This window comes from Neisseria canis, assembly GCF_900636765.1.
Lineage (GTDB): Bacteria > Pseudomonadota > Gammaproteobacteria > Burkholderiales > Neisseriaceae > Neisseria > Neisseria canis.
This window is the reverse complement of sequence record NZ_LR134313.1, coordinates 1885140-1906980: the sequence shown is the minus strand read 5'-3', so window position 1 is coordinate 1906980 and position 21841 is coordinate 1885140. Positions and strand designations below refer to the sequence as shown.

19 protein-coding genes are annotated in these 21841 nt (G+C 50.6%); 17 read left to right on the top strand and 2 right to left on the bottom strand.

Annotation, left to right across the window (positions count from 1 at the left end):
- Window positions 1-2 precede the first annotated feature (2 nt).
- The 5 genes from EL143_RS09060 (at window position 3) to EL143_RS09040 (ending at window position 5593) form a co-directional block, all read left to right on the top strand.
- The gene (locus tag EL143_RS09060; protein ID WP_085415848.1) at window positions 3-740 is read left to right on the top strand and encodes a hypothetical protein; all 738 of its coding nucleotides are present in this window, start codon (window positions 3-5) and stop codon (window positions 738-740) included.
- A gap of 51 nt (window positions 741-791) precedes the next feature.
- Complete coding sequence (locus tag EL143_RS09055; RefSeq protein WP_126326720.1) at window positions 792-2444, top strand: hypothetical protein; 1653 nt, start codon at window positions 792-794, stop codon at window positions 2442-2444.
- A gap of 417 nt (window positions 2445-2861) precedes the next feature.
- Entirely contained in the window at window positions 2862-4091 is a 1230-nt protein-coding gene (locus EL143_RS09050) for an AcaB family transcriptional regulator (protein ID WP_085415846.1), read from the top strand.
- Between the two features lie 245 nt (window positions 4092-4336).
- On the top strand, window positions 4337-4918 hold the full coding sequence (locus tag EL143_RS09045; RefSeq protein ID WP_085415845.1) for a hypothetical protein: 582 nt from the start codon (window positions 4337-4339) through the stop codon (window positions 4916-4918).
- Window positions 4919-5203: 285 nt separating this feature from the next.
- A complete protein-coding gene (locus EL143_RS09040; protein WP_085415844.1) occupies window positions 5204-5593 on the top strand; it encodes a hypothetical protein in 390 nt (129 codons plus the stop codon).
- On the opposite strand, the gene EL143_RS09035 is transcribed toward EL143_RS09040, so the two are convergent.
- Window positions 5586-5813, bottom strand: a complete 228-nt coding sequence (locus tag EL143_RS09035; protein ID WP_085415843.1) for a hypothetical protein — start codon at window positions 5811-5813, stop codon at window positions 5586-5588. The genes EL143_RS09040 and EL143_RS09035 overlap by 8 nt on opposite strands.
- A 162-nt stretch (window positions 5814-5975) precedes the next feature.
- Between EL143_RS09035 and EL143_RS09030 the strand changes: the two genes are divergently transcribed.
- From EL143_RS09030 to EL143_RS08975, 12 genes are all read left to right on the top strand, one after another.
- Window positions 5976-6506 (top strand): hypothetical protein, encoded by a 531-nt coding sequence (locus EL143_RS09030; RefSeq protein ID WP_085415842.1) that lies wholly within the window; start codon window positions 5976-5978, stop codon window positions 6504-6506.
- Window positions 6507-6911: 405 nt separating this feature from the next.
- Window positions 6912-7349 (top strand): single-stranded DNA-binding protein, encoded by a 438-nt coding sequence (locus tag EL143_RS09025; protein ID WP_085415841.1) that lies wholly within the window; start codon window positions 6912-6914, stop codon window positions 7347-7349.
- Window positions 7350-7417: 68 nt separating this feature from the next.
- Entirely contained in the window at window positions 7418-9925 is a 2508-nt protein-coding gene (locus tag EL143_RS09020; RefSeq protein WP_158087820.1) for a TraC family protein, read from the top strand.
- A gap of 19 nt (window positions 9926-9944) precedes the next feature.
- Window positions 9945-10487, top strand: a complete 543-nt coding sequence (locus tag EL143_RS09015; RefSeq protein ID WP_085415839.1) for a hypothetical protein — start codon at window positions 9945-9947, stop codon at window positions 10485-10487.
- A 3-nt stretch (window positions 10488-10490) separates the two neighbouring features.
- Window positions 10491-11006, top strand: a complete 516-nt coding sequence (gene lepB, locus EL143_RS09010) for a signal peptidase I (protein WP_085415838.1) — start codon at window positions 10491-10493, stop codon at window positions 11004-11006.
- Window positions 11007-11118: 112 nt separating this feature from the next.
- Window positions 11119-12042 carry a TrbC family F-type conjugative pilus assembly protein gene (locus EL143_RS09005; protein WP_232001271.1) on the top strand — a complete coding sequence of 308 codons (924 nt, stop codon included), beginning with the start codon at window positions 11119-11121 and terminating at the stop codon, window positions 12040-12042.
- Entirely contained in the window at window positions 12039-13211 is a 1173-nt protein-coding gene (locus tag EL143_RS09000) for a TraU family protein (protein WP_085415836.1), read from the top strand. The genes EL143_RS09005 and EL143_RS09000 overlap by 4 nt, the downstream gene beginning before the upstream one ends.
- Before the next feature lie 8 nt (window positions 13212-13219).
- Window positions 13220-14257: an SEL1-like repeat protein gene (locus tag EL143_RS08995; protein WP_085415835.1), complete on the top strand. Its 1038-nt coding sequence runs from the start codon at window positions 13220-13222 to the stop codon at window positions 14255-14257.
- 9 nt (window positions 14258-14266) lie between these two features.
- A complete protein-coding gene (gene traF / locus EL143_RS08990; RefSeq protein ID WP_158087819.1) occupies window positions 14267-15223 on the top strand; it encodes a conjugal transfer protein TraF in 957 nt (318 codons plus the stop codon).
- Window position 15224: 1 nt separating this feature from the next.
- A complete protein-coding gene (locus tag EL143_RS08985) occupies window positions 15225-15503 on the top strand; it encodes a hypothetical protein (protein ID WP_085415833.1) in 279 nt (92 codons plus the stop codon).
- Window positions 15500-17020: a conjugal transfer protein TraH gene (locus EL143_RS08980; RefSeq protein WP_085415832.1), complete on the top strand. Its 1521-nt coding sequence runs from the start codon at window positions 15500-15502 to the stop codon at window positions 17018-17020. Before EL143_RS08985 ends, EL143_RS08980 begins: the two co-directional genes overlap by 4 nt.
- Before the next feature lie 18 nt (window positions 17021-17038).
- Window positions 17039-21559: a conjugal transfer protein TraG N-terminal domain-containing protein gene (locus EL143_RS08975; RefSeq protein WP_085415831.1), complete on the top strand. Its 4521-nt coding sequence runs from the start codon at window positions 17039-17041 to the stop codon at window positions 21557-21559.
- 51 nt (window positions 21560-21610) lie between these two features.
- Here the strand turns inward: EL143_RS08975 and EL143_RS08970 are convergent, their stop codons facing one another.
- Window positions 21611-21817 carry a hypothetical protein gene (locus EL143_RS08970; protein WP_085415830.1) on the bottom strand — a complete coding sequence of 69 codons (207 nt, stop codon included), beginning with the start codon at window positions 21815-21817 and terminating at the stop codon, window positions 21611-21613.
- Window positions 21818-21841: the final 24 nt, after the last annotated feature.

Sequence of the window (21841 nt, the reverse complement as noted above, 5' to 3'; positions counted from 1 at the left end):
ATATGGAAGAAGAAATGAATTTGTCACTTTTTCAATATCCCCAGCTGAGCGCAGAGGATCAGGGTATTCACGCCAATGCCCTACTCGGTTTGCTTTTTGAAAAAGAAATCCTGTACCAGCCATCCTATGCACAATTGGTTGGTGACACCTATGCCGCTTATTGGCTGTCATGGTTTGTCAGCCATTGCCGTTACGGCGAAAGCATCGAATTGAATGATGATGATATGTCGCATCAATTCGGCTTCAGTATGGCACGTTGGCACACTATCCGCAGGTTGCTAAAAAAGCTCGGATATTTGAAAAGCAGCAGAAAATCCGGTGTGGTCTCCTACTCCTTGGATGAAAAAGCTTTTTCCGACGCCCATGGCGAGATTTCAAACAATGCTCCACTAATCCCGGTAGACCGTATTACGGCGGCTGCCATGTTGGATAAGGGAATGAATATGACTGATGTGTTGATTTTTTCAACGATCAAGTTTCATATGAGTATCCGTGATTTACAGGAGCAGAACAGCCTTGATGCTTCCGGGAATTTTAGCACTTGGCAGGATCATGATAGCGAGCAGAAGAATAATCTATCAGGTTATTCAGAAATTGAGCAATATAACTCTATAAAAAAGCTTTCAAGCCTTGAATTATTGCAGGTTGTTTTAATAAAAGAACTCAATATGCTTCGTTATCGTATTAATTACAAAGCCTACGGTGAACTGACTTACGCCTACGTCCATGAGTATGTATAAGGGTTATACAGGATGTTTCCCACCAAGAATACATTCAGTCCGACTGCGGTAATGTCTCCGGAAGAATACAACAAAACGCTCATGCAATGCTGGAAAATGTTGCAGGCAGGACGGCGCGTATCCATTCACCGCAGTTTGATCCAAATTACCGGTAATGACATTAAAACCGCTGCCTTCCTGTCGCAGTTGCTTTATTGGCTGCGCGTCGGAACCGAAGTGGAACAATGGGATGGCTGGATTTTTAAAAGCATCCAACAGACGGAATATGAAACAGGCCTGACTAAAACAGAGCAGCGTAAATGCAAGGATGATCTCAAAAAGCTAGGATTTATTCAAACCGGTTTTTTTGGCCAAGGCCGCAATCTTGCATTCAAGATCAATATTGACGCAATTTGCAAGGCCGTCTGCGCCCACTTTGGTGTTCAGAATATGTCCCAAATTACCTTGGAAGACTGGCGCAAACAGGAATTGGATTTTTTCCGCATCTATTTCAGCGATTCCGTGGTTTACCACATGTCTCTCGTTCAGATGACCGGCGATATTTATATAGCCATCATGCTCAGCGATATCTTATACAACTGTGCCAAGAACGGTTCCGAAACATCAAAGCTGTTTAAACGGCAACGGTTGTTCAGTACCGCTACTATGCTCGAGTGGGAAAACCGCACCTTTATCACTCGCACCACTCAAAATCGCGCCCGTAAATTTTTGAAGCATCATGGTTTGATTGTTGAAGCACACTATCTTCGCAATGCACGCATCTTTACGCACCCGGACGGGCTGCTGCTGATGCAGTTGTTGAAACAACGTGTGCGCCTTCCGAAACTGAACCAATCGGTTAAACCACATGCTGCTCATCCGGAAATGCAGCAACAGTCCTTACTGCCGCAATCAGCCTTTTCTGAAAACTGCGGCAACATTGCTAAACCTGCAACTCCGCAAGTGCTGAATCCTGCATCTTCGGGTTTGGCAAGTGCTGAATCCTGCAACTCACAAATGCTGAATCCTGCATCTTCGGGTTTGGCAAGTGCTGAATCCTGCAACTCACAAATGCTGAATCCTGCATCTTCGGGTTTGGCAAGTGCTGAATCCTGCAACTCACAAATGCTGAATCCTGCATCTTCGGGTTTGGCAAGTGCTGAATCCTGCAACTCCCTTATATATAAAAAACCTACGGTTTTTTCTATTACAACAACTACAAACAGCCATGAACAATCCGAACATTCCGAGAACGGTCGCAATGATGTTGTAGTAGTTGTTGACGAATGTTTAAACCAAGAACACCAAGCACGACCATTTGTGGCTGTCGGTAGATTTTCAGGTTTAGTGTTTCCACCAAATATCCACCCCGAAGACAAATCTTCGGTGATCAAAATATTCAACCAGTATTTGCCTAACGCTGATTTGGAAACTTATCAGCAGATTTTGGATGAAACCGGAGCTGGGGGAAAAAACATCAAAAACCCTTTATCGTACATTGTCGGAATTACTAAAAATGCGGCAAAGGGTGAGTTTGAACCCACTAGAGCCAAGCAATATCGTCGGCAACGTGAAACCGCAGAGCGCAACAGGGCTAACTACGAAAACAGTCTTAGACAAAAATTTAGCGAAGAAGAAAACTGCCTACAAACCGCTGAAGAAAGCAGAGCTGCATTACGTGAATATTTAAAAAGAAATACATCATCGCAACAACACAAAAAGTAATTGGAACGGTGTGCTCCGCAGACACAGTTGTAGGTGTATCCACTGGATACAGTCGGAACCAACAGCCGGGTGTGTCCCCCGGACACAGTTGAAACCAACCAGCCAAGTGTGTCCCCCGGACACAGCTGGAACCAACCAGCCAAGTGTGTCCCCCGGACACAGTTGAAACCAACCAGCCAAGTGTGTCCCCCGGACACAGTTGAAACCAACCAGCCAAGTGTGTCCCCCGGACACAGCTGGAACCAACCAGCCAAGTGTGTCCCCCGGACACAGTTGAAACCAACCAGCCAAGTGTGTCCCCCGGACACAGTTGAAACCAACCAGCCAAGTGTGTCCCCCGGACACAGTTGAAACCAACCAGCCAAGTGTGTAGCCCCTACACACTTGATAACCCCAATTACTTATAGGAGAACTACTATGACCGGAGCAAATGTAGAGCAGCCAGTTTCCAAATGGGACCGCCGTTTGGTAAAACAACAAATCATTATTCAAGCTCGTTCTATTAAAGCCGGAGCCGATACCGGCATGAATGCCGGCATTCGCGGAACAACTACCGAGTTCCCGACAACTGATAAATCTTATTTTAGTGACCGCTATGATTGGCAGGGAGAGAAAGAAAGACTGGGCATTTTGGCAACTGGTGCCGTGTATGTCTCCGAAGACGACGAAAATTACGCCAGTGTTCAAAACTTTAAATACCACTCTATGCTGCTTCGTAGGCATATTCACCGCAACCACTCGAATGGCCGCCTACGCTCTCGAATCAAACCCGAGCAAATCAATCTCGATAACTATGAAATTTACACTTCCGAAGACGAGAGCTTCGGTGCCGTTGGCAATCTTACAGACCAAGAACAGGATTTCATCGAGTTGCATACCAAAGATGCTGTGCGTCTTTGGACGGGTAAGAATGATAAAAAATTAGGCCATAAGCGATACGCGGGCATTCAATATGTTATTCCGCTCAGCATTCAAATATGGAATGAAGCCCGAAATAACAATCCCTTCGCCTATGCTGCTTTGCTCGCAATTGAGACAGAACTCGACACGCTTATTAAATACCTGAAAGCACAAATACAGATATTGCAAACCCAACTGAATAAAATCAATCAGACAGGTATTCACGTCAGTCTGCGTGTCAACAAAGATACGATAAAAATTCCTGTACGCGTAGCTAACTTGGGTTTTCAATTACTTGAACTGCTGACTATGTACGATGAACTCATGCGTTACTGCTACACTTACTTGAACAAGAAAATCGAACTCAACGAGGAAAGTGTAGAAGCAACCGGGTTCGATTCCGTTTTCGAACTGAAAAAACACGTTTCAAGTTCCTGTCGTATATTCAACCAAAATGTGTATCACCGAGCAATGAAAATCCGTTCATTAAAAGAAATAAAATGTCGATGCCCGGATTTGTTGAACGACGTTGACGGTGAAATCGGCGAAAAACTCAGCCAGGCCGTCAAAGCAAAAATGGTAGAGCCATTAACACCGGAAATTCTCAGTTATGAGGTCAAACTGAAAAGCGGAAACCTGAAAAATCCATTTTCACAGGAAGCTACTCAACAACTTATAGAATACGCCCGTAAACATGGGTTGATAGTGGAAGAGAACAGTATTCAGAAATCAGATGCCGGAGAATAACAAACTCTGGTTCTCGTTGAGACTGTATCCGGGGGATACACCTACAACTAACACTGAGTGTGTCACCCATATACGGTTGAGAACCGACAGACAAGTGTGTAGCCCCTATACACTTTAAACAGCAGCCGAGTGTGTCCACTGGACACAGTTGAAAACCACCAGCCGGGTGTGCCTCCAGGGCACAGTTTGAAACCGCAAACAGGTGTGTCCCCCGGACACAGTCAGTAACATAAAAAAGGGGAAAAATGCCTAGACAATTCGATACTTTTCAGGATCTCAGTGTCCACTATATTTCCGATAGCTATAAAAGCCTTTTAAGGGTAAGGGGGGGAGAAGAGCTGCCCCAACAAATTAACCGTTTGGAAAACGAGTGGCTCCAACTCATTAAAGAAGCCGATACCTTCATGAAAGAGTGTAAAAACCTTTTCCAGCGAAAATACCTCTTCCTATCGTTAAAGATCGTGTACCAATATAACAAGTCCGAAAACATGAAACACTACGATCGTAAAAAATTCTATCTGCCTTACCTGAGTTTCTGTTATCGCAATAAAAGTCTGACGCAGTGGAAAGACGTGCAACCTCTGCTCCAGCAGATGCAGGCTACGGTGGAAGAGACAATATTGCATATGTGGGTGTTTAAGGGCTGCAAAGATTTTTACTTACGCGCGAGAATGCTTTCATCGCAAATCGATAACTTGACTGAATACCACAATCTAAACTCCCACTTGCTCCAATCTACCAGCCTGGAAAAATCTATGTTGCCAAAAGCCATGTTAATGGTACCGGATGAGAATAAACTGCCCGGCTCGGGTTATTGGGGTGTGTAGGGGCTACACACTTTGGCGAAAGCCGGCACAACAGATAGACGGTTGATCGAAGTCAATATGCCCACTGGGGACAGTTTGAACCAATAACCGGGTGTATCCCCCGGATACAGTTTGAAACCATCGAACAGGTGTATCCACTGGATACAGTTAGAAACAAGAACCAACAATCGGGTTTGCCCAGTGGACACAGTTGAGAACCACCAGCCGGGTGTGTAGCCCCTACACACTTTGAGCAACAGTGCTAGGAATGAACACCTTAGCCAATTAGATTTGAAAGGAGGTACTATGCAAAATCAAAATAAAACAAAACAAATTTTTGAATGGATTTCAGCCGAAAGGCCGTCTGAAATATTACCTGCCTCAGTGGCCGGCTGCATTTTTGAATTTTCACAGGTTGTTTCGCGGATGATGGGAGAATTGAACATTACGCCAACTCGTGAAAATGTGCTAATGACGGCAAAACAGTTTTATATTTTGGCAAACCAATACTTAAATAAAAAGCTGCCGGATGTAGCCGGCAGCTTGGAGGGTTTAACCGAATTCCAACTTCAACAGTCGGTTTATCAAAAGTGCCAAACGGCATTGGATGGCAAATGTGAAGATGGTTTAGACCGATTGAAATCATATTTGAGTTTAGAACAGAACTTTATGCAATATCTGGGATTGGTTACTTAAAAAGAGTTATCCCATGTCGAACAGTGTTAAGTTTTTTTCCGATGCTGTTTAAAAGAAATTGCTGTTTTTCCCTGATGACAGCCAATTGTTTAGTTGGTGCGGGTTCGGCCGGATTTCCGCAATCTACATTGATTATTGGCATAAGTTCGACAAGTTCCGTCACGATTTCTGCTAGCGCATCGAAACGCTTTTGAAGGTCTTTGTGATCAAAATCTTTCATATTCAGACATTTTAGTTCCTATCGTGGTTGGTTATAGGACGAGGAACCATAACTATACCACGGTGCTCGCGGCAGCATTAAAGCCGTGACCGCCGGGAAAGACCGGCATTTCTTTCACTGTGAGTGTATAACCCCTACACACCCGTATTGCTGGATAAAATCATGACCAACGAAAAATACCTGTCGCAGGAACTGAAAACAGAGCAGCCTCTGCCGCGTTTTATCGCTTATCTCAAGTTGGCAATGGCAGTATTGGCCGTACTATGGTTCGTAGGCATGACTTTTTTTGTGGCATACCTTCTAATGACCTCAACCGGCATTGCCGATGTTCCTACATGGATAATCTATTTACTGGGTGGCGGATTCTTCGTACTAGGTTTTACTTCGACGATAATCAATGCCGTGGGGAATCAGTGGCAATACGGTCACTTAAAGCTGGACAATACTTTGATACTGATGGCCTGGATGATGGTTTTCGGTGTATATAGCGGCATACAGTTGGTCGGTGATGAGAACCGGCTGGGAGATAACGACAGGGTTTTAATTATGCACGGGATAAACAGTTTGGCATCACGAGCTGCGGCTAACGATGATAGCGAACAGTTAGCGTTTTGGTGTCAAGAACGTGTACGTTATGAACAGCAATTTAAAGGGTGGTTGCTACCGGATATGCCGGAAGCTTGTAAACACTAGAACATAGTAAAGGGGACTTTATTCCGCTTTTGAGGCCGTCTGAGATTTTCAGACGGCCTCTGTGTATCCACTGGATACACTCAAAACATCGGAGCAGACATGGTCGTCGGGAATGTTTACATCATCGGTTTTGGGTGTGTCCCCTGGACACAGTTGAAACCAACAGCCGGGTGTGTAGCCCCTACACAGTTAAAACCAATAAACTGGGTGTGTCCCCCGGACACAGTTTGAAACCAACAGCGGGGTGTGTCCACTGGACACAGCTGAAACCAAAAAAATGTTTGACATCTGCTATTGAATGAGATAATATAATCATACCCCATCTTTATTTCTTTAATTTGGGATAGTTTATTCCAAATTTCAAATTCGCAGATCTCCTGGGTCAATCATTCAGGAGATTTTGTGATGTCTGTGAAAATTGAAATCCGTGGCAATATCGGCGACGGAATCAAAATCCAAGAAGGCGAACGTAACGGCGAGCAATACAAGGTTTTGAGTTTTTCCGTTGCCTCAACCAAACTCAAAAAACAAATTGTAAACGGTAAAGAGGAATATGTGGCAGACGGTACCACTTGGTATAACTGCTCATATTGGAACAAGGACGTTGATGTTTTACACGCAAACCTGCAAAAAGGGTTGCCCGTCACCGTTACCGGCCATGTCGTCCGCACCGCCACTTATACGTCTAAACAAACAGGCGAGATTTTGCCTGCAATCGATGTACGCATCGAAAACGTTTACTTAAATCTTAACAGTAAACGTGTAGAAGAGATCAAGCTCAAACCCGCACGCGGTCCCAATGAGACCGATCCCGATGTCGATGATGAGGGCGACCCGTTTTAAGCCGGTGCCGGAATATTTCGGTATTCCGGCTATCCGTATTTCCTATATTTATTTTTCGGTAGATGGCCATGGCCTTAGATTTTTTCAAAATGAATCAGAATCGGGATCGCGGTGTCCAGTTCATCAGCCTTAAAACTGCGCTTGATGACACCAAAATCCATTATTTTGAAAAGGAAAATGCAATCGGCGTGATCGGCGAGTTCGCGCCGGTCTCCGGGTGGTCGAGAACATTGGGTAATGCCGTCGTGGAAATGCTTAATATGGATTTCCCGGCTGACACCTTCACCCAATTCATCCAGCTCAACTATCCGTATGTCGATACACGATTGGAACAATATCTGAAAGAGCGTGCCGGCTATGACGGCGATATATCCGTCCGCATGGCTCAGCAAGCGGTCAGAGAGCGGGCAGCTTTCCTGAGTAAGGGCTGCGAACATGCTCTGATTCCTTCTTCCGATATCAGAACCTTTTCATCCTTGGGGCTTTGGACCCTCAAAATTCCGCTTAAAAAAGCCAAAAACCCGATTAAGGCCAACGACGCCGAACTGGATCGTTTTTACGACGAGTGCGATCAATTCCTTAAATTGGTCGCAGTCTGCCGTTCCCATTTGGATGCGGCCGGCCTTCCGGTTTCTTTGTTAGACCGACACGGCTCTATGGCCGTCCTGCGCCGTTATTTCAATATCAAAGGGCCTTGGGACAGCGGCCTGTCTGATAACGAACCGCTCAATGAGCAGCTGTTCCCCCCGGGGAGTGCGGGTGACTGGGAAGCCGTCAATACGCCGTTTATGCACTTTTCCAACTTTGGTGAAATGGGACAGGAACAATATGTAGGTGCCCTGACTATCGACCGCTACCCCGACCAAACAACAAAATGGCATATGTCGAAAATGAACGAATTGCTCGGCAATCCTGCCGGCCGCAACCCGCAGCCCGGGGTGCCGTTCGCCATTACAACGACCATCCATTATCCGGAGCAAAACAAAGAACGCGCGAAATTCGTTGCGGCTACAACGACAACGGAAAAATCAGCCAAACAGGAATCCACCAGAAAATACAATAACCGTATCAGTGCCCGCCAGGCCGGCTTCAAATTGATGAATAAAAGTTTGGGTGAAGGCGGCCAAGTGGTCAACGTCAATACCACCATCCAGTTTTTCCATGAAAACCAGGAAAAAGTCCGCGATGCCATGACAAGAATGCAGTCCTATCTGTCATCCATGGGCATGGTCATGAAGCCGGAAACTTTTCTGCCGGAAGTGTCGTTCCTCAATAATTTGCCGATGAATATTTCGGCAGAGAGTATCAAAAAGACATTCCGTTTCCGCACTATGACCAGCCGGCTGGCAGCGCATTTGCTGCCCGTATTTGACGACTGGGGCGGATACGGAAACGAAATGATGTTTACTACACGACGCGGCAAACTCGTTTCATACAGCATTTTCCACGACAACAACAGCAACTACAACACAATGATTTTGGGCGAACCAGGGGCGGGTAAAACCACCGCGACCCAAAATATCATCGAAGCCGAGCTTTCCTTGGGAGCCAAGGTGTGGACGGTGGATACGGGCAGCAGCAACGTGGCTTCAGCCAGCGTCCGGGGTGCAGAAATTCTCGACATACACGAAAAGTCCGACCTCTGTCTCAATCCGTTTACCAAAGTCAGCGATTTCAACAAAGAGGCAGAAATGATCTTGCCGATACTCGGCAAGATGGCCAAGCCGATAGAGGGTCTGAACGATTACGAAAACGTGCTCATGCTCGATGCCATGAAGCAGATGTTTACCCGCAATCAGAATCATACCGATATCGACGACATTATCGACTATCTCTACTCGCAATCCGGAAGAGATGCGGAAATCCAGCACCGGCTGGCACGCCTTCTCAGCCCTTTCGGAAGCGATATGCCGATGGGGCGGTGGTTCAACGGCACCAATAATTTCCGGACCGAAGCGGATTGGACCTTAATCGAGCTGTCCGGCATGAGCAATAACGAGCATCTGCGCGACGTAATTTTGATGGTTGTGGCATCAACCATCAAACAGGAAGTCTATCTCAGCCGCGACAACCGCAGAAGAATTTTGGTGTTGGGCGAGTGTGGTGAACTGTTGGGCAACCGGCCTTTTGCCGAGTTTACCGCCCGTCTGACCTCCAAAAACCGTAAAGAAGACGGCGGCGTGGTGGTAGAGGCCCAACATTTGGGACAGGTTCACGCTACCGAGTACGGTGCGCTGATTCAGGGTAACTGCTATACCAAAATGTTCCTCAAAACACCCGCGGATTCACTGGAAAATGCCAGAAAACAAGGATGGTTCGAACCTTCCCCTTATATCGACGGCCTGCTCAAGAGCCTGCACACGGTCGCCGGTCAGTATTCCGAAATCTGCATCATTGCCGGTGACAATCTGGCCACAATCGTACGCCTGATAGAAACCCCCTATAACCGCGTTATGTACAACACCAAAGGCCCAATGTTCAAGGAGCTGCAAAACAGGGTGCGCAACGGGGAGGATGTTACCGATTTGATTGCCGCCGAAGCCCGGGCGCTCTACGGCGACGGAACTTACGACTAAACGGAAAGAGTACAGCCAAATGAATGAAAATCAAACTCCCTTCCCCCAACAACCCATCCCGGCTCAAGGCCAAGATAAAACCCCTACAAGTGCTTCAGGGATGTTTTTCATCGTTTTGATGATCAGCCTGCTGGCTTTGCTTCTCGGCGGTTACAGTTTTTACAAAATCGTATATGGCAATAATTCTGCATCCGGTATCTATGTGGTGGACGGTGTCAGGCTAACCGCATCCTATTTGGAAAAAGCCCGTAAGGAACAGGCAGCCGGTTACAAGACACCCGAGCAGATCGAGCGTGAGACATTGGCTACCGAGCAGGCGGTTCAGGCTGCCATCGAAAAACTGGCAGCAGACGGCAAGGTGGTCATCCAAAGCCGGAATACGCTTGCCTATCCCGGCGAATCGGATATTACCACACAGATTGCAGAAGATTTAGGCATCACTCTGTTACCGGAAAAACGCCAAACGGAGCTGTTGGGACAAAAAATAGGATCGGCTGATGCGATACCTGGCGCATTACCCCAAGACGATAGCGATGACAGAACCGGCTCGGGATTGGATTAACGCATGAAACACTTCGACTTCAGCCGTAAACGGTTGCTGACAGGCTTCATTTTAGGCTTGGTCTTGATTGCGGTTAAAACTGGGTACGACCATGCGTATCCGAATAGAAAGTTACTGGTGGGCAAACAGGTCATGAGCTGCCTGCCCTGGGATTTTTACTACTGGGACAGCGACCGGCCTGTCGGCGAAATCAAGCGTTACGACCTTTTGATATTTCCGGCAAGAAAAATGCAGCCCGTCATCAAGGACGGAGAAAAAATCGTCAAGATGGCCGCCGGCCTGCCGGGAGACAAAGTCACTATCCGTGACGGAATCGTTTCCATCAACGGTTCGATCATCGGTGATATGGCATACGGAGCAAAGAGCTTTCGCCAACCGATGAATTACTGGGACAAGGAATATGTGTTACAGCCAAACGAAATTTTCGTATTCGGAACAGAGTACAACTCCTACGATTCGCGCTACTGGGGGGCTTATCCGATGGATTTGGTCGACGGCCACGTTTCTGTGCTTTTCTAGCGCATACGCGCAAATCGACTTTGCCCAACTGATTAAAGCGCCAAATAACCATAATACGCAGGCATTACAGGCCGAAATTGCCGGCTATGCCGGCCAATCTGGCCAAGGCACCATGCTGCTGCCCAACGGCCAACACCCGACCATGCGCGAGCTGTCTCCGACACGCACCGTGGTTTTTCTCTCCCGCAGTATGCCTGAAACCACACTGATTAACCTGTTGAAGCAAGGCGCTGGCCGCAAAGATGTGGTTTTTGCTTTTCGAGGTTGGGGCGACGGTCCGGTAACGGATATGTTCAAGTACAGCAAAAATCTGCTTGGCAAACTGCCCGCCCAAGCGCGCAAAAAACCACCCCAAATTATCGTGATGCCGGTCGCCTTCCGTGAATACCGTATCCATTACGTCCCAGCTGTACTGCACCGAGACAACGACAATAAATGGTATTTACTGCAAGGGACGCAGTCCCTGGATGCTGCCGTCGGCACCATCCGCGCCCGTCGCTTTAACGAACGTGTCAGCCGGCAATACCGGGTTTCCGAACCCGACCAAGCCGTGGTGATGGAGCAGAAAATGAAGCGGCAGGATATACGGCCGCATATCCAAGCGGCACAACAAAGCGCCCGCAAACTGTTGGAGGGAACCGTAACCTTACCCGTCAACACCGAATACCGGCGCTACAACTATGCACCTTTCGTGGCTTCTACCTCCGATATCGTCAACCCCCGAGACGGTAAGGTGCTCTACCCAAAAGGCACCCGCTTCAACGTTTTGGCTTTGGATCCTCAGGGGAAACGGGCTATGGCCGTCATCGACGGCCGCAGCCGCTGGCAGGTTGAATTTGCCCGTCATCTGGTGGCAAAGAAACCGGATACATTAGTGCTGTACACCAAGCTAGGGTATTTGGCCAACGCAGGCATACCCGCTTCACCGTTGGATGCCGCGATGAAAGGCCGTCTGAAAGTTACCGGTGTGCCGACCTATTACCGGCAGAACGGAATGGTATTCAACGTGGTAGCGGTGCGGGAAGGAAAAAGATGAAAGTAAAACGTTTTTCTTTAATCGCCCTCGTAGCGGCCGGTCTGACGGCATGGCCGTTAGCGGCAACTGCCAATACCTGTTCCAACGCCGGTATGGAAACACTGATGCAGTTCGATTTCGATTCCGCATTTCCGCTGCGCATTATGGGACAGACAGTTGTTGAAGGCGGCGATGTGCCTAATCCGCCGGGAGCAACTTCCAAATCCATCTGCAAATGCGGGGAGGAACCCTATGTCATTTACGGCTACACCCGTGGTATGTGGCTCCCTACCCGCTTTGTCGAGGTGGTGCGCGAAGCAACCTGCTCACCGGTGTACGGCTCATCGGTAAAAACCATGCTCCAGCAGTTGGCCAAAGTGAACGGTGTGGCCGCCAAGTCCGTAAAGGCAGGCACCAACCTCACCGGTGGCGGCGAAGGCATGAATGCGTATGAAACAGGATTCCGCCACTATCACAGCTGGTCTTTCCCTTATTCGGATATGTATGGTTGGACACCCCGATGTTTCCATAAAGGCGATGAGCTGGAGACTTCGATAACCCAACCGGCTTGGTCGGGCAGCGATCAGGTGTTTTCCAATTTGCTCTACCCCGAGTGGATGGCTCTGGGCGTTTTGACGGCAACGCCGCTGTTTGATCTTGCCGCCCACACGGCCTCCTGTGCTGCCAATACCACCGGTGTGGGCTGGGGCATGGTGGATGATGCGGGCTATTGGCTGGGGGGCTGCATGGGCATGAACCTGCCGGCTGTCGGTGTCATGTCTTCAGAGCGAGGTAATATCATCGGCACGTCCACCATTCTCAACCGTTCCATCATGGTATCAAACCGTACCGGAGGCTTTGCTTCCATGAAAACCGTCGGTGACGATGCTTTATGTTCGCCGATTCCCGCACCTTTTCCGGCCAAATCCGAATTCAAGGCCGCCATGTTGTTCCCCTACCCTGAAAACGGCAGCGGTGCGGACAGCGGTGATTCGGTGGAAGGCGCAGTATCCGCCCAACTTTCCGGAGCGGTAGCCGATTTCTTCAATATCGGCAGTAAAGGCGCACACCGTCTGGGTGCCTCGGACTTCTCGTGGGCTAAAGGGCGTAATGACCAATCTACCAACAGTAACGATACCGATGCGGTGTACCTGCTTTGGCGGTGGGTAGATTGCTGTGAATTCGACTGAGGAAAAACATGAAACCGAACACGATTGCTTTTGCCTTGATATTTTGCGCCGCTACGGCGGCAGCCCAGCCTTCTGCGGAGCAAAAGGTATTCGGAACGCCGGGGGCTGCCACCGGAACGGCGGCAGCCAAAACACCGCAGCCGCAGGCCGCATCGAAAACCGTGACTCCGGCAGTAAAAACCGCGAAAACGGCCAACAAATTGCCGCCCCAGGCTCAGGCAAAGCAGATGTATGACCGTTTTAACGCCGGTGATCTGCTCTATGCCTCAAAGCTTAAGGATGCAGCCAATGCCGGAAACCCGTGGGCGGCATTGCAATACGGTTTTTTGGCGCATAGGGGGCGTTTACCCGGGCAGAAAGGGGTTAACCTTGCCTTGGCTCACAAAGCATATATGAAAGCCGTCAGACAGGGCGGAACGCTGACCGGAAACCATTTGGCCGCATACAACTTGGGATTGATTTATTACTACGGCGGCAACGGCTTTGCCAAAGACGGACGCGAAGCATTGAAATGGTTCGGCCTCGCCAACCAGTCCTACCGTGAATTCAAAAAATCACAAGGTGCAACGTTTTGGCCGGCGGCGCTGTACAGCGCACAAATACTCGAAAACGGTTATGGCGGCGTCAAAGCCGACAAAGCCGCAGCCAGGGTTCACTGGCAGGCAGCCGCCCGTGCCAACGACCCGGCCGCTCTTTACGGCTTAGCCCACTCGGTTGCCCCCGAAAACCCTTTTGTCGCCATTGCCTCATTCAAAAAAGCGGCTGACCGTTGGCATGTGCCTTCCATGCTGGCTTTGGCCAAGTGGTACTCGACCAACGACAGGCTGCATCAGGCCGATCCCGTTCAAGCCGCTGCATGGTTGCAAACGGCAGCCATGGTTGACCGCAGATATTCGGCACAGGCAGCAGGTTACAGCCGCCGTCTAAATGCCAAACAGCAACAGACGGCCTCAAGCAAAGCCGCACAATGGTTTAAATCCCGTGGGATGAAACCGCCCGTACATGATTATTCCGCCCCCCTTAACGAAGACCCTGCCGCCCGCTAGGAGTGAATGATGAACCGAAAATTGAAACTGTCTTTGATGACCGTAGCGATGTTGTCGGCTGCCGTCGCCTGGTCACAGCGAAACGCATTTGATGCGGCTCAACCCGAAGGTTACTTTTGGTACAAGGACAAACCCAAACAAGTAAAGAAAGAAGAGCCGAAACCGGAAGAAAAAACACCGCAACTCCAACCGGTTGCGCCAAGCCAAAGTCCCGTATTAAAGCCCGGCAGCGCCGAATGGTTCCGTCAAACCGAGCAGAAGCTGTTGGACAATTTGAGCAGTGACCCTTCGGAGAAAAATGCTTTGGCCTATAAAGCGTTCGAGCGTTTGCGTAACGACCGCGTGGACGAAGTAGCACGTACCACCGAAAAGATTCTCAACAAATATCCCTATTTGTCGGAGGCCGTCCGCGTACCGATTGCCGCCCATGCCCGCCAGCAGGCGCTTTGGCAGATAGACCAAGCCAAGGAAGGCATCATCGGCGACCTCCGCAATAAGGCCGGCCTGTGGATGTTTTTTGACAGCAACTGCAATTTCTGCCACGCCCAGTATGAAACGGTAAAAATGCTGGAGCAAAAATACCGAATGCAGGTGCGTTATATCAGTATCGACGGCGGCGTTATCAAAGGCATGAACCAAAAACAGGTCCGTTTCGACAACGGCGGTTCCCGTGCACGCCAGTTCGGCATCAAGGTAACTCCTGCCGTAGTGATGGTGGTGCCCCCGGAAACCGCAGCCATCATTGCCCACGGCGCCATGAGTCTTTCGGATTTGGAGGAAAAGATAGTCACGGCAGCCATCGACATGAAGATTGCCGATCCGAAGCTGACCCGTACCGCCAAAATGAACGAGCGCGGCATGATTGAGCAGAGCGACTGGGAAGCGGCCGGCTTTACCGGCACGGAAACCCCGGAAGAGTTGTCCGAAAAAATCTACCGCATCATTACCAAAAAAATGGAGCAGTAGCATGAATGCTTTCAAACTCACCCATGTTCAGGAAGCATACGGGCGCGATTACAGGCAGGCATATCCGATTATCGGCGAAATCTGCGCCCATGATTTGCAACGCCGCTGCGAGCTTATCGAAGAGAGAGAAAAAATGATCGGCGAAATCGGCGAGCATATGAGCAGCGTGTTTTACGAACGTATGGACAGCTACTTGATTCGACGCGATGCAGTTTGCGGATCGGATTTGGATGCGCTGTTGGAAAAAATTGAAAAGTTTCTCGGAGTACCCCCAGTATGAATCTTATCAAAAGGCTTTCGAATGTTATCGGCATTCTGCTGACAGTCGTTCTGCTGGCCGTCAGCTCGAATGTCCGTGCCGATATCGGCAAGGGCATGGATATGATGTGGACGCAGACCAATCCGTCTTTCGGTGCGGTCAACGGCAACTACGGCGGCCAGCTCGGCGGCTTCAGTATGCGCTCCCCCGTGCGTTCGTTCAATATTGTCGCCTACGACCCGCCCCGCTTTGCCGCCGGGTGCGGCGGCATTGATGCGTCGTTCGGCTCGTTCTCAATGATCTCGCTCGACAATATGCGCAATATCATGCGCGGCATCATGTCCAATGCCGGCGGCTACACCGCCAAAGTGGTATTGGACAACCTTTGCACACGCTGCCAGGGCATCATGACCGGCCTGCACGATCTGACATCCAAAATTAACAGCGCATCCAAAAATACCTGTCAAATCGGCAGCCATTTGGTCGATGCAGCCCGGGGCGCCACCCAGCTGGGCAGTTTGTGGAAAAACGACGGTTTATCTTCCCGTGAAGCAGTAACGGCCGCTGCGAAGGGTGCATTTTCGGATTTCTACGAAGCAAACGAAAACCGCTTCAAAAACGGTCAAAATGCCAACCGTGAAGGCAATGCGGCCGACGAAAGCACCATTTACGGCAACAATCTGATGAACACCTTGGCCAGCACCGGTGTTTTCGGAAACGGCAGCAGCGCCGCCGCAAGCATCGATACCGCCCCTTACGGCGGCGACCAGGGTTTTCTCGAGCTGGCCATGAACCTCTACGGCACCGACATCAACCTGACCGGCAGCAATGCCGCCTCCTCTTCTTCCGGCGGCGATTTCGCCAAAGGTTCGACCAACCGTAAAGACAAGCAGCTGGCACCACTGTGGAGTTTTGACGATTTGGTAAACGGAGCGCCGACCGGCGGCAACCTGAACGGTTACAGCTGCGCGGATTTCAATGTCAGCAAAGCCGACAGCTGTCAGAACGTTGCGGTCAAACAGACAGAATATCCGGGCACCAAGCGCTACATCATCGGCCTGCTGGCGGGCAAACAGACGAATATGGGTGACAGTAATGTTATGGGCGATTCCCGCACATCTGCCATCGCACCCGACAGCATCATGGCTTACCTCTCCGACAACTCCGTAACCTTGGACGAAAGACAACACCGCTTCCTGAACGCCTTGCCGATCGAAACCCGTACCGCCTTATCGTCGGTAGCCGCCACCGGCAATACCGCACTGATGGCCATGATGGTGGATTACGTCGCAGAATCGCTCGGCCGCAATATGGCAGCGGAGCTGGTTCAGGCAATGAACAAAACCCTGTCTGTTTCGTATTCGGCCAATGTATCGAACGGCAAAGACATCGCTCCGATGTCCGAAGTTCAGAAAGCGCAATCGGACAAATTGGAGAGAAGGGCTGAAATTTACCTCGACCCGGAAAGCCGTAGCCGGATGCAGCGCAGCATTCTGAATCAGACAAACATTACCATGAAGCTCAACGGCTTGAATTAACACCATAGAGGCCGCGTCATGTCAGCAATCAAACAGTACCTTACCCGAATTTATATTCTATTCCTGCTACCTTTGCTCTACGCTCCGGCGGTTTGGGCGGAGCTTCCGCAGGATACGGTTGAAGGAGACCCCGGAATCTTTACGATTTGGGTTTCCGGCGACCTCGAACCTGCCTGGCGGGCATTCAAGATGGCTGCCCTGCTCTTCGGCGGCGACGGCCCGTTTATTTTCGGCGTTATCAAGGTCGGGTTACTGATAGCCTGTTTGATGGCGGCCGTCTATATCATGACCGCAGGCAAACTGACACCGTTGCAGAACCTGTTCATGGTCTTTCTGTTTGCCGTGCTGATGGTACCCAAAACTACCGTATATATTGCCAATTATATGGATGAAAACGGTATGGCCAATGCCGGTGCCGTCCGTTTCAAACAGGTGGACGGTGTTCCCTTCGGTGTGGCCGCCCTGCTGGGTTTTTTCAGCACGCTCAGCTATTACACAACCGTCGCGGTCGATACGGCCGCCCAGAGTGTTGCCGATGTCAATTGGACGGGTGCTGCGGGTTTCGATACCGGTACGGAGGCAGGCGGTTTGCCGCTATACGGTTCGCAAGGCGTATTCAGTCCCCTGAAAACGCTGATGGGACTGCGCCGAACCTTTGCGCAAGGCGGCAACCCGATGCTGACCACCAATATGGCCACTGCCGCCCAAGACTGCAAAACCTGGAACAAACGCTGGGGGGAAACCACAAACGGCGGTTATCTAAATGTACTAACCAAAGGCTTGCAGAGCGGTGAAACCAAGGTTTGGCTGGATTCGGGAGCCGGTGACGGCAAGGTGGTGCAGGCTGCCATGAACTGTGCCGACGCGGGTAAAGTGATTGCTGCGCAATCGCTGGCATTATCCACACCCAAACCGGGTAAAACCTATTCTCCCGCAGCTGAGCAATTACAGGTGGGACAACGCAATATCAGCAGCGGCAAAACCATGCAAAGCGGTTCCCAGGCAGCAGGGATACAGAAAGAACTTAACGCCCTCCCCTCTGCGGTGGCATCGATTTCTGGTGCCTCGGCAGGCAGCGCGGAAAACCCCCACAACATCTTGAAATTCGCCTATGACCGGGTAATGGCCAACGGCGGTCATCTCAACCCTAATGAATTGGCACGTTTTTACAGCGCGGGCGTGGCGGTAGATGCCGCCAGTATTCAGTCGGCGTTGATATTAAACCGTGTCGCCCAACGCTGTATCGGTAATTCCGACCCATCCTGCGAACGTGCCGAACAGATTATGGGAGAGGCCTTGTCGGCAGCGGCCGTGGATGCGGCCGGCGAAGCCAGCGGCTGGCAGAGTATGTTCCAAAAATTTATGAATTTCATGCTCTCTTTCTACGTCATGATTACCCCGCTGATGATCTTCGTCGTTTTGGTGCGCGGTGTGAAGAGTTTTGTCATTCTCGGAACTTATGTCGTGTTGGCGGCGTGGATGAACCTGCTGTTACCGGTGCAGACCATCGCCGGCCATTTCCTGCAATACGCCCTGTCCGACGAGCTGTATAACATGCTGAGTGAAGCGGTATTGAGCCAGAAACCCTTGGTGGCTTTATCGCCGCAGTTTACCGACAGGGTTTTCGAAGAGTTGCAGAAAACCATTCTGACCGGCTCGACGATTATGTCCGGTGTCTCCACCCTCGCCCTGTTGGTGCTGATAGGTTCCCCGTATGTGATGAGCCGCTTTGCCGACCGTTCCACTATGGTGGGACAAGGCAACATCGATGAAAAAACAGAATCGCCGAAACTGGACGAATCGCCCGTTATCGACGCGGCCGGCATCATTTCCCGTTCCGGCGCGAGCCAGGCTTTGGAGCGCGGTAGTCAGCTGATGAGCCAGGCCGAAGCCGCCTTCCCCGGTAAGCTGGATTTGAGTGTCAGCAGTGCGGTGCAACAGCAGGCGGTTTCCACTATCGATGCTGCCCTGAGCAAGGCGGAAAGCCAAACCCTGTCTGAAATGCTGGCCACCACCGACAGCAGCGGCAGGGTGCTGGCAGACGGCTTTGTGCTCTCTAAAGGTCATGACGGCAAATGGACTTTTGATTACGCTCAAAAGGGTGAACAGGTTATGTCGGACGGCAATTCGCAAAAAATTACGGCAACCGCCAATGCGGGCTTCCAAGCGTTCGGTTTTGTGGGCGCAGGTGTGGAAGGTCGTGCAGAAGCAGGACAGGCTGAGGAACTTAAATACGTAGACAGTAACGGCAACAGCCACAGCCTGTCGGCCTCGACCAAACTGGACGATATCCGCAAATTCGAAACCTCATCCGGCACGATGGACGCAAGCACCTTGCAGCAAGCCCGCCAGCAGGCCGTTACCGATATGCGCAGCGAACGGGATTCGCTACAAACCGCTACCAGCTCAACCTTGTCCAACGGTGCTTCTGCCAGCATCGATTTGGATACCTTCCGCAAAGTGGGATTGTTAGATCATGCCGGGGGCCAAATCGGCCCGGACGGCCGGTATGTTTACGGTGCGTCTGATCAGATTTTTGCTGCGGCCAAAGCAGCCGGCACATACAACCAAACGGTAGCCGATGCAGTCATGCGTGCTGCCGATGCGCCGGGCAATGTCGGCGCCAACCTGTACAAAGAGCTGTACGGTTACAGCGTCAACGGCAGCGATGCCGAAAAACTGGCCGCCACCGCCGCCTTCCAAAGCCTGTTTCAGACGGCCTCCGAGCACGGCCTGGCCGGCGGCAAGCCGATTGCCGACCAGTTCGAGAGCAAACTCAATGCACTGGAATACGGCACCCGTCACAGCGCGGACGTGCAGTCTAAAATTGACGGCCGGATGGATGCGGCCGCAGCGGACAGACTGGGTTCCTATGCCGACCCGATAGACAAAGGCCGTCTGAACGGAGCCGGTCAGAATGTGGCGGGGGTGCAAGGGCGTGTTAACGGTGCTGAAAGCGAAATGACTGCCCGTCAGCAGATTTGGGAATACAACAACCAAAAAATCCGTGAGGCGGCACAGGAAGTCAACAGCATACAGAAACAGATTAACGAATTGGAAAATCCTGCCAAGCAGGTTGGCAGGGGAGTAGAGGAAGTTCTTGGTTCGGACAACACCAAAGCGGCTTTGGTGGCTGCCGGTGTGGCTGCCGCTCCCACACTTAACGCCATACGGGCAAAAACGGATGAAACCGAAGCACAGCAGGAGCAGACAAAAAATCAGGAAGACATTCAGCGGCTGAAAGAAAGAAAAGAAGAGCTGATTCAAAAAATCAACAGCTTCGATCCCGGTAATATGGTGCGAACCTTCGATGGCAAAGCGGTATCCGAAGTATTAGGCTTCAATCCGGCGGAGCGTTTCGGCGGTGTGGGCAGAATGGATCTGCGCGATGACACGCCCGTTCAAAATCAGTCTCCGACTGCCCCCGCCGGCACTAATGATGCTTCGCACGTCGGGATGCAGAAAGCGGCGGAAATGGTTAAAAAGATTACCGGCGAGAAGTTTTCAACTGACCCGGACAAACTGATCCACACTTCCGACCATATTGCTGCCGGGCGTGGAATCGGGCTGTGTGCCAATGGCACGGCGCTGATTCTCGGCAAGGCTGACCTGATTGACGACCGCAAGCACGGCAACGCCCAAGAAATGGGCAGGGAACTACAAAGCCGCTACGGATGGTCGGTGGTGGCCAGCGGTGATGTGACCGACCGCAAAGGTACGATCGAGGGCTATACCCCGCGAGACGGCCAGGTGGCATTGATTTCGCCGCACGGTGTCGGATCCAAAGACGGCAAAGGCGGCGACGAACACGGCCATATCGCGGTTTGGGTACAGGCTGCCGACGGCGGCAAAGGAGCCTGGGTATCCGATTATTATCAGGGAGACCGCATGGTACCCAACGGTCACTATATAAACGGCGGTTCCAAGATTACCATTTTGGAAAGTCCGCAGATGAAAGAGCATTTTGCCAAGCTGGAAGCCAAAGCCCCGGAAATAGCCGAAAACACGCAGAAGGCAACTGATGGGTTTGCCTCATCGATCAAGTCGCTGATTGCCAAAGCCGAAGGCAACTACCATTCCGTCAATCTCGGTCAGGCTCACGGTAACCGTTCCTCCAGCCGCGATTTGTCGAATATGACGGTCAATGAGATTATGGCTGCCCAAAGGCGCAATGAGTTTAATGCGGTAGGCAAATATCAAATGGTTGAAACCACGTTCCGCGAAGCCGTAAAAGCATTGGATCTGAAAGGTAACGAGAAATTTACCCCTGCATTGCAGGAACGTATTTTTAACGATTACCTGCTGAAAAAAGCCGGCGGCGGTGCCGCTTGGGACTATATCCACGGCAAACACAATGATATCAACAAGGCGTTGGTGGCATTGGCGAAAGAATGGGCGGCATTTCCGGTGCCGGCTGCCATGAAAGGCCATGTCGGACAAGTTCAGGCCGGTCAGTCGTATTACCACGGCCACAACGGCAATAAGGCACGATTGAGCATTAACCAGGCTCGAGCGGCTCTGATGGATGCCCGGAAATGATTAAAACAGACGGCCTGCACACAGGCAGGCCGTCTGAAACCAATGGCGGAATTATTTTGTCATGGAAAAAAAGACATAGGATGCTATAGCGGTCATACACAACAACTTGAAGACGGTGGCAATGATTTTGACGGTTGTCCACGGTGTATTTGGGTCGCCGAAGATGTCCGTTTTTCCGTAGTAAATGTTTCTGGGATTATCAGCATGTATTATGCTGGTGCGGATGTGGTCATCATAGTCATCATCGTATAAAGACATTTTTATTCTCCTTATATTTTAATT

Bases quoted from the DNA above. Each gene is read 5' to 3' on its own strand.
- traF (WP_158087819.1), top strand. From the start codon at position 14,267: ATGAACCGAAAATTGAAACTGTCTTTGATGACCGTAGCGATGTTGTCG.
- EL143_RS09015 (WP_085415839.1), top strand. From the start codon at position 9,945: ATGAATGAAAATCAAACTCCCTTCCCCCAACAACCCATCCCGGCTCAA.
- EL143_RS09000 (WP_085415836.1), top strand. From the start codon at position 12,039: ATGAAAGTAAAACGTTTTTCTTTAATCGCCCTCGTAGCGGCCGGTCTG.
- EL143_RS09030 (WP_085415842.1), top strand. From the start codon at position 5,976: ATGACCAACGAAAAATACCTGTCGCAGGAACTGAAAACAGAGCAGCCT.
- lepB (WP_085415838.1), top strand. From the start codon at position 10,491: ATGAAACACTTCGACTTCAGCCGTAAACGGTTGCTGACAGGCTTCATT.
- EL143_RS08970 (WP_085415830.1), bottom strand. From the start codon at position 21,817: ATGTCTTTATACGATGATGACTATGATGACCACATCCGCACCAGCATA.
- EL143_RS09040 (WP_085415844.1), top strand. From the start codon at position 5,204: ATGCAAAATCAAAATAAAACAAAACAAATTTTTGAATGGATTTCAGCC.
- EL143_RS08980 (WP_085415832.1), top strand. From the start codon at position 15,500: ATGAATCTTATCAAAAGGCTTTCGAATGTTATCGGCATTCTGCTGACA.
- EL143_RS09020 (WP_158087820.1), top strand. From the start codon at position 7,418: ATGGCCTTAGATTTTTTCAAAATGAATCAGAATCGGGATCGCGGTGTC.
- EL143_RS09035 (WP_085415843.1), bottom strand. From the start codon at position 5,813: ATGAAAGATTTTGATCACAAAGACCTTCAAAAGCGTTTCGATGCGCTA.
- EL143_RS09050 (WP_085415846.1), top strand. From the start codon at position 2,862: ATGACCGGAGCAAATGTAGAGCAGCCAGTTTCCAAATGGGACCGCCGT.
- EL143_RS09005 (WP_232001271.1), top strand. From the start codon at position 11,119: ATGCTGCTGCCCAACGGCCAACACCCGACCATGCGCGAGCTGTCTCCG.
- EL143_RS08995 (WP_085415835.1), top strand. From the start codon at position 13,220: ATGAAACCGAACACGATTGCTTTTGCCTTGATATTTTGCGCCGCTACG.
- EL143_RS08975 (WP_085415831.1), top strand. From the start codon at position 17,039: ATGTCAGCAATCAAACAGTACCTTACCCGAATTTATATTCTATTCCTG.
- EL143_RS09025 (WP_085415841.1), top strand. From the start codon at position 6,912: ATGTCTGTGAAAATTGAAATCCGTGGCAATATCGGCGACGGAATCAAA.
- EL143_RS09045 (WP_085415845.1), top strand. From the start codon at position 4,337: ATGCCTAGACAATTCGATACTTTTCAGGATCTCAGTGTCCACTATATT.
- EL143_RS09055 (WP_126326720.1), top strand. From the start codon at position 792: ATGTCTCCGGAAGAATACAACAAAACGCTCATGCAATGCTGGAAAATG.
- EL143_RS09060 (WP_085415848.1), top strand. From the start codon at position 3: ATGGAAGAAGAAATGAATTTGTCACTTTTTCAATATCCCCAGCTGAGC.
- EL143_RS08985 (WP_085415833.1), top strand. From the start codon at position 15,225: ATGAATGCTTTCAAACTCACCCATGTTCAGGAAGCATACGGGCGCGAT.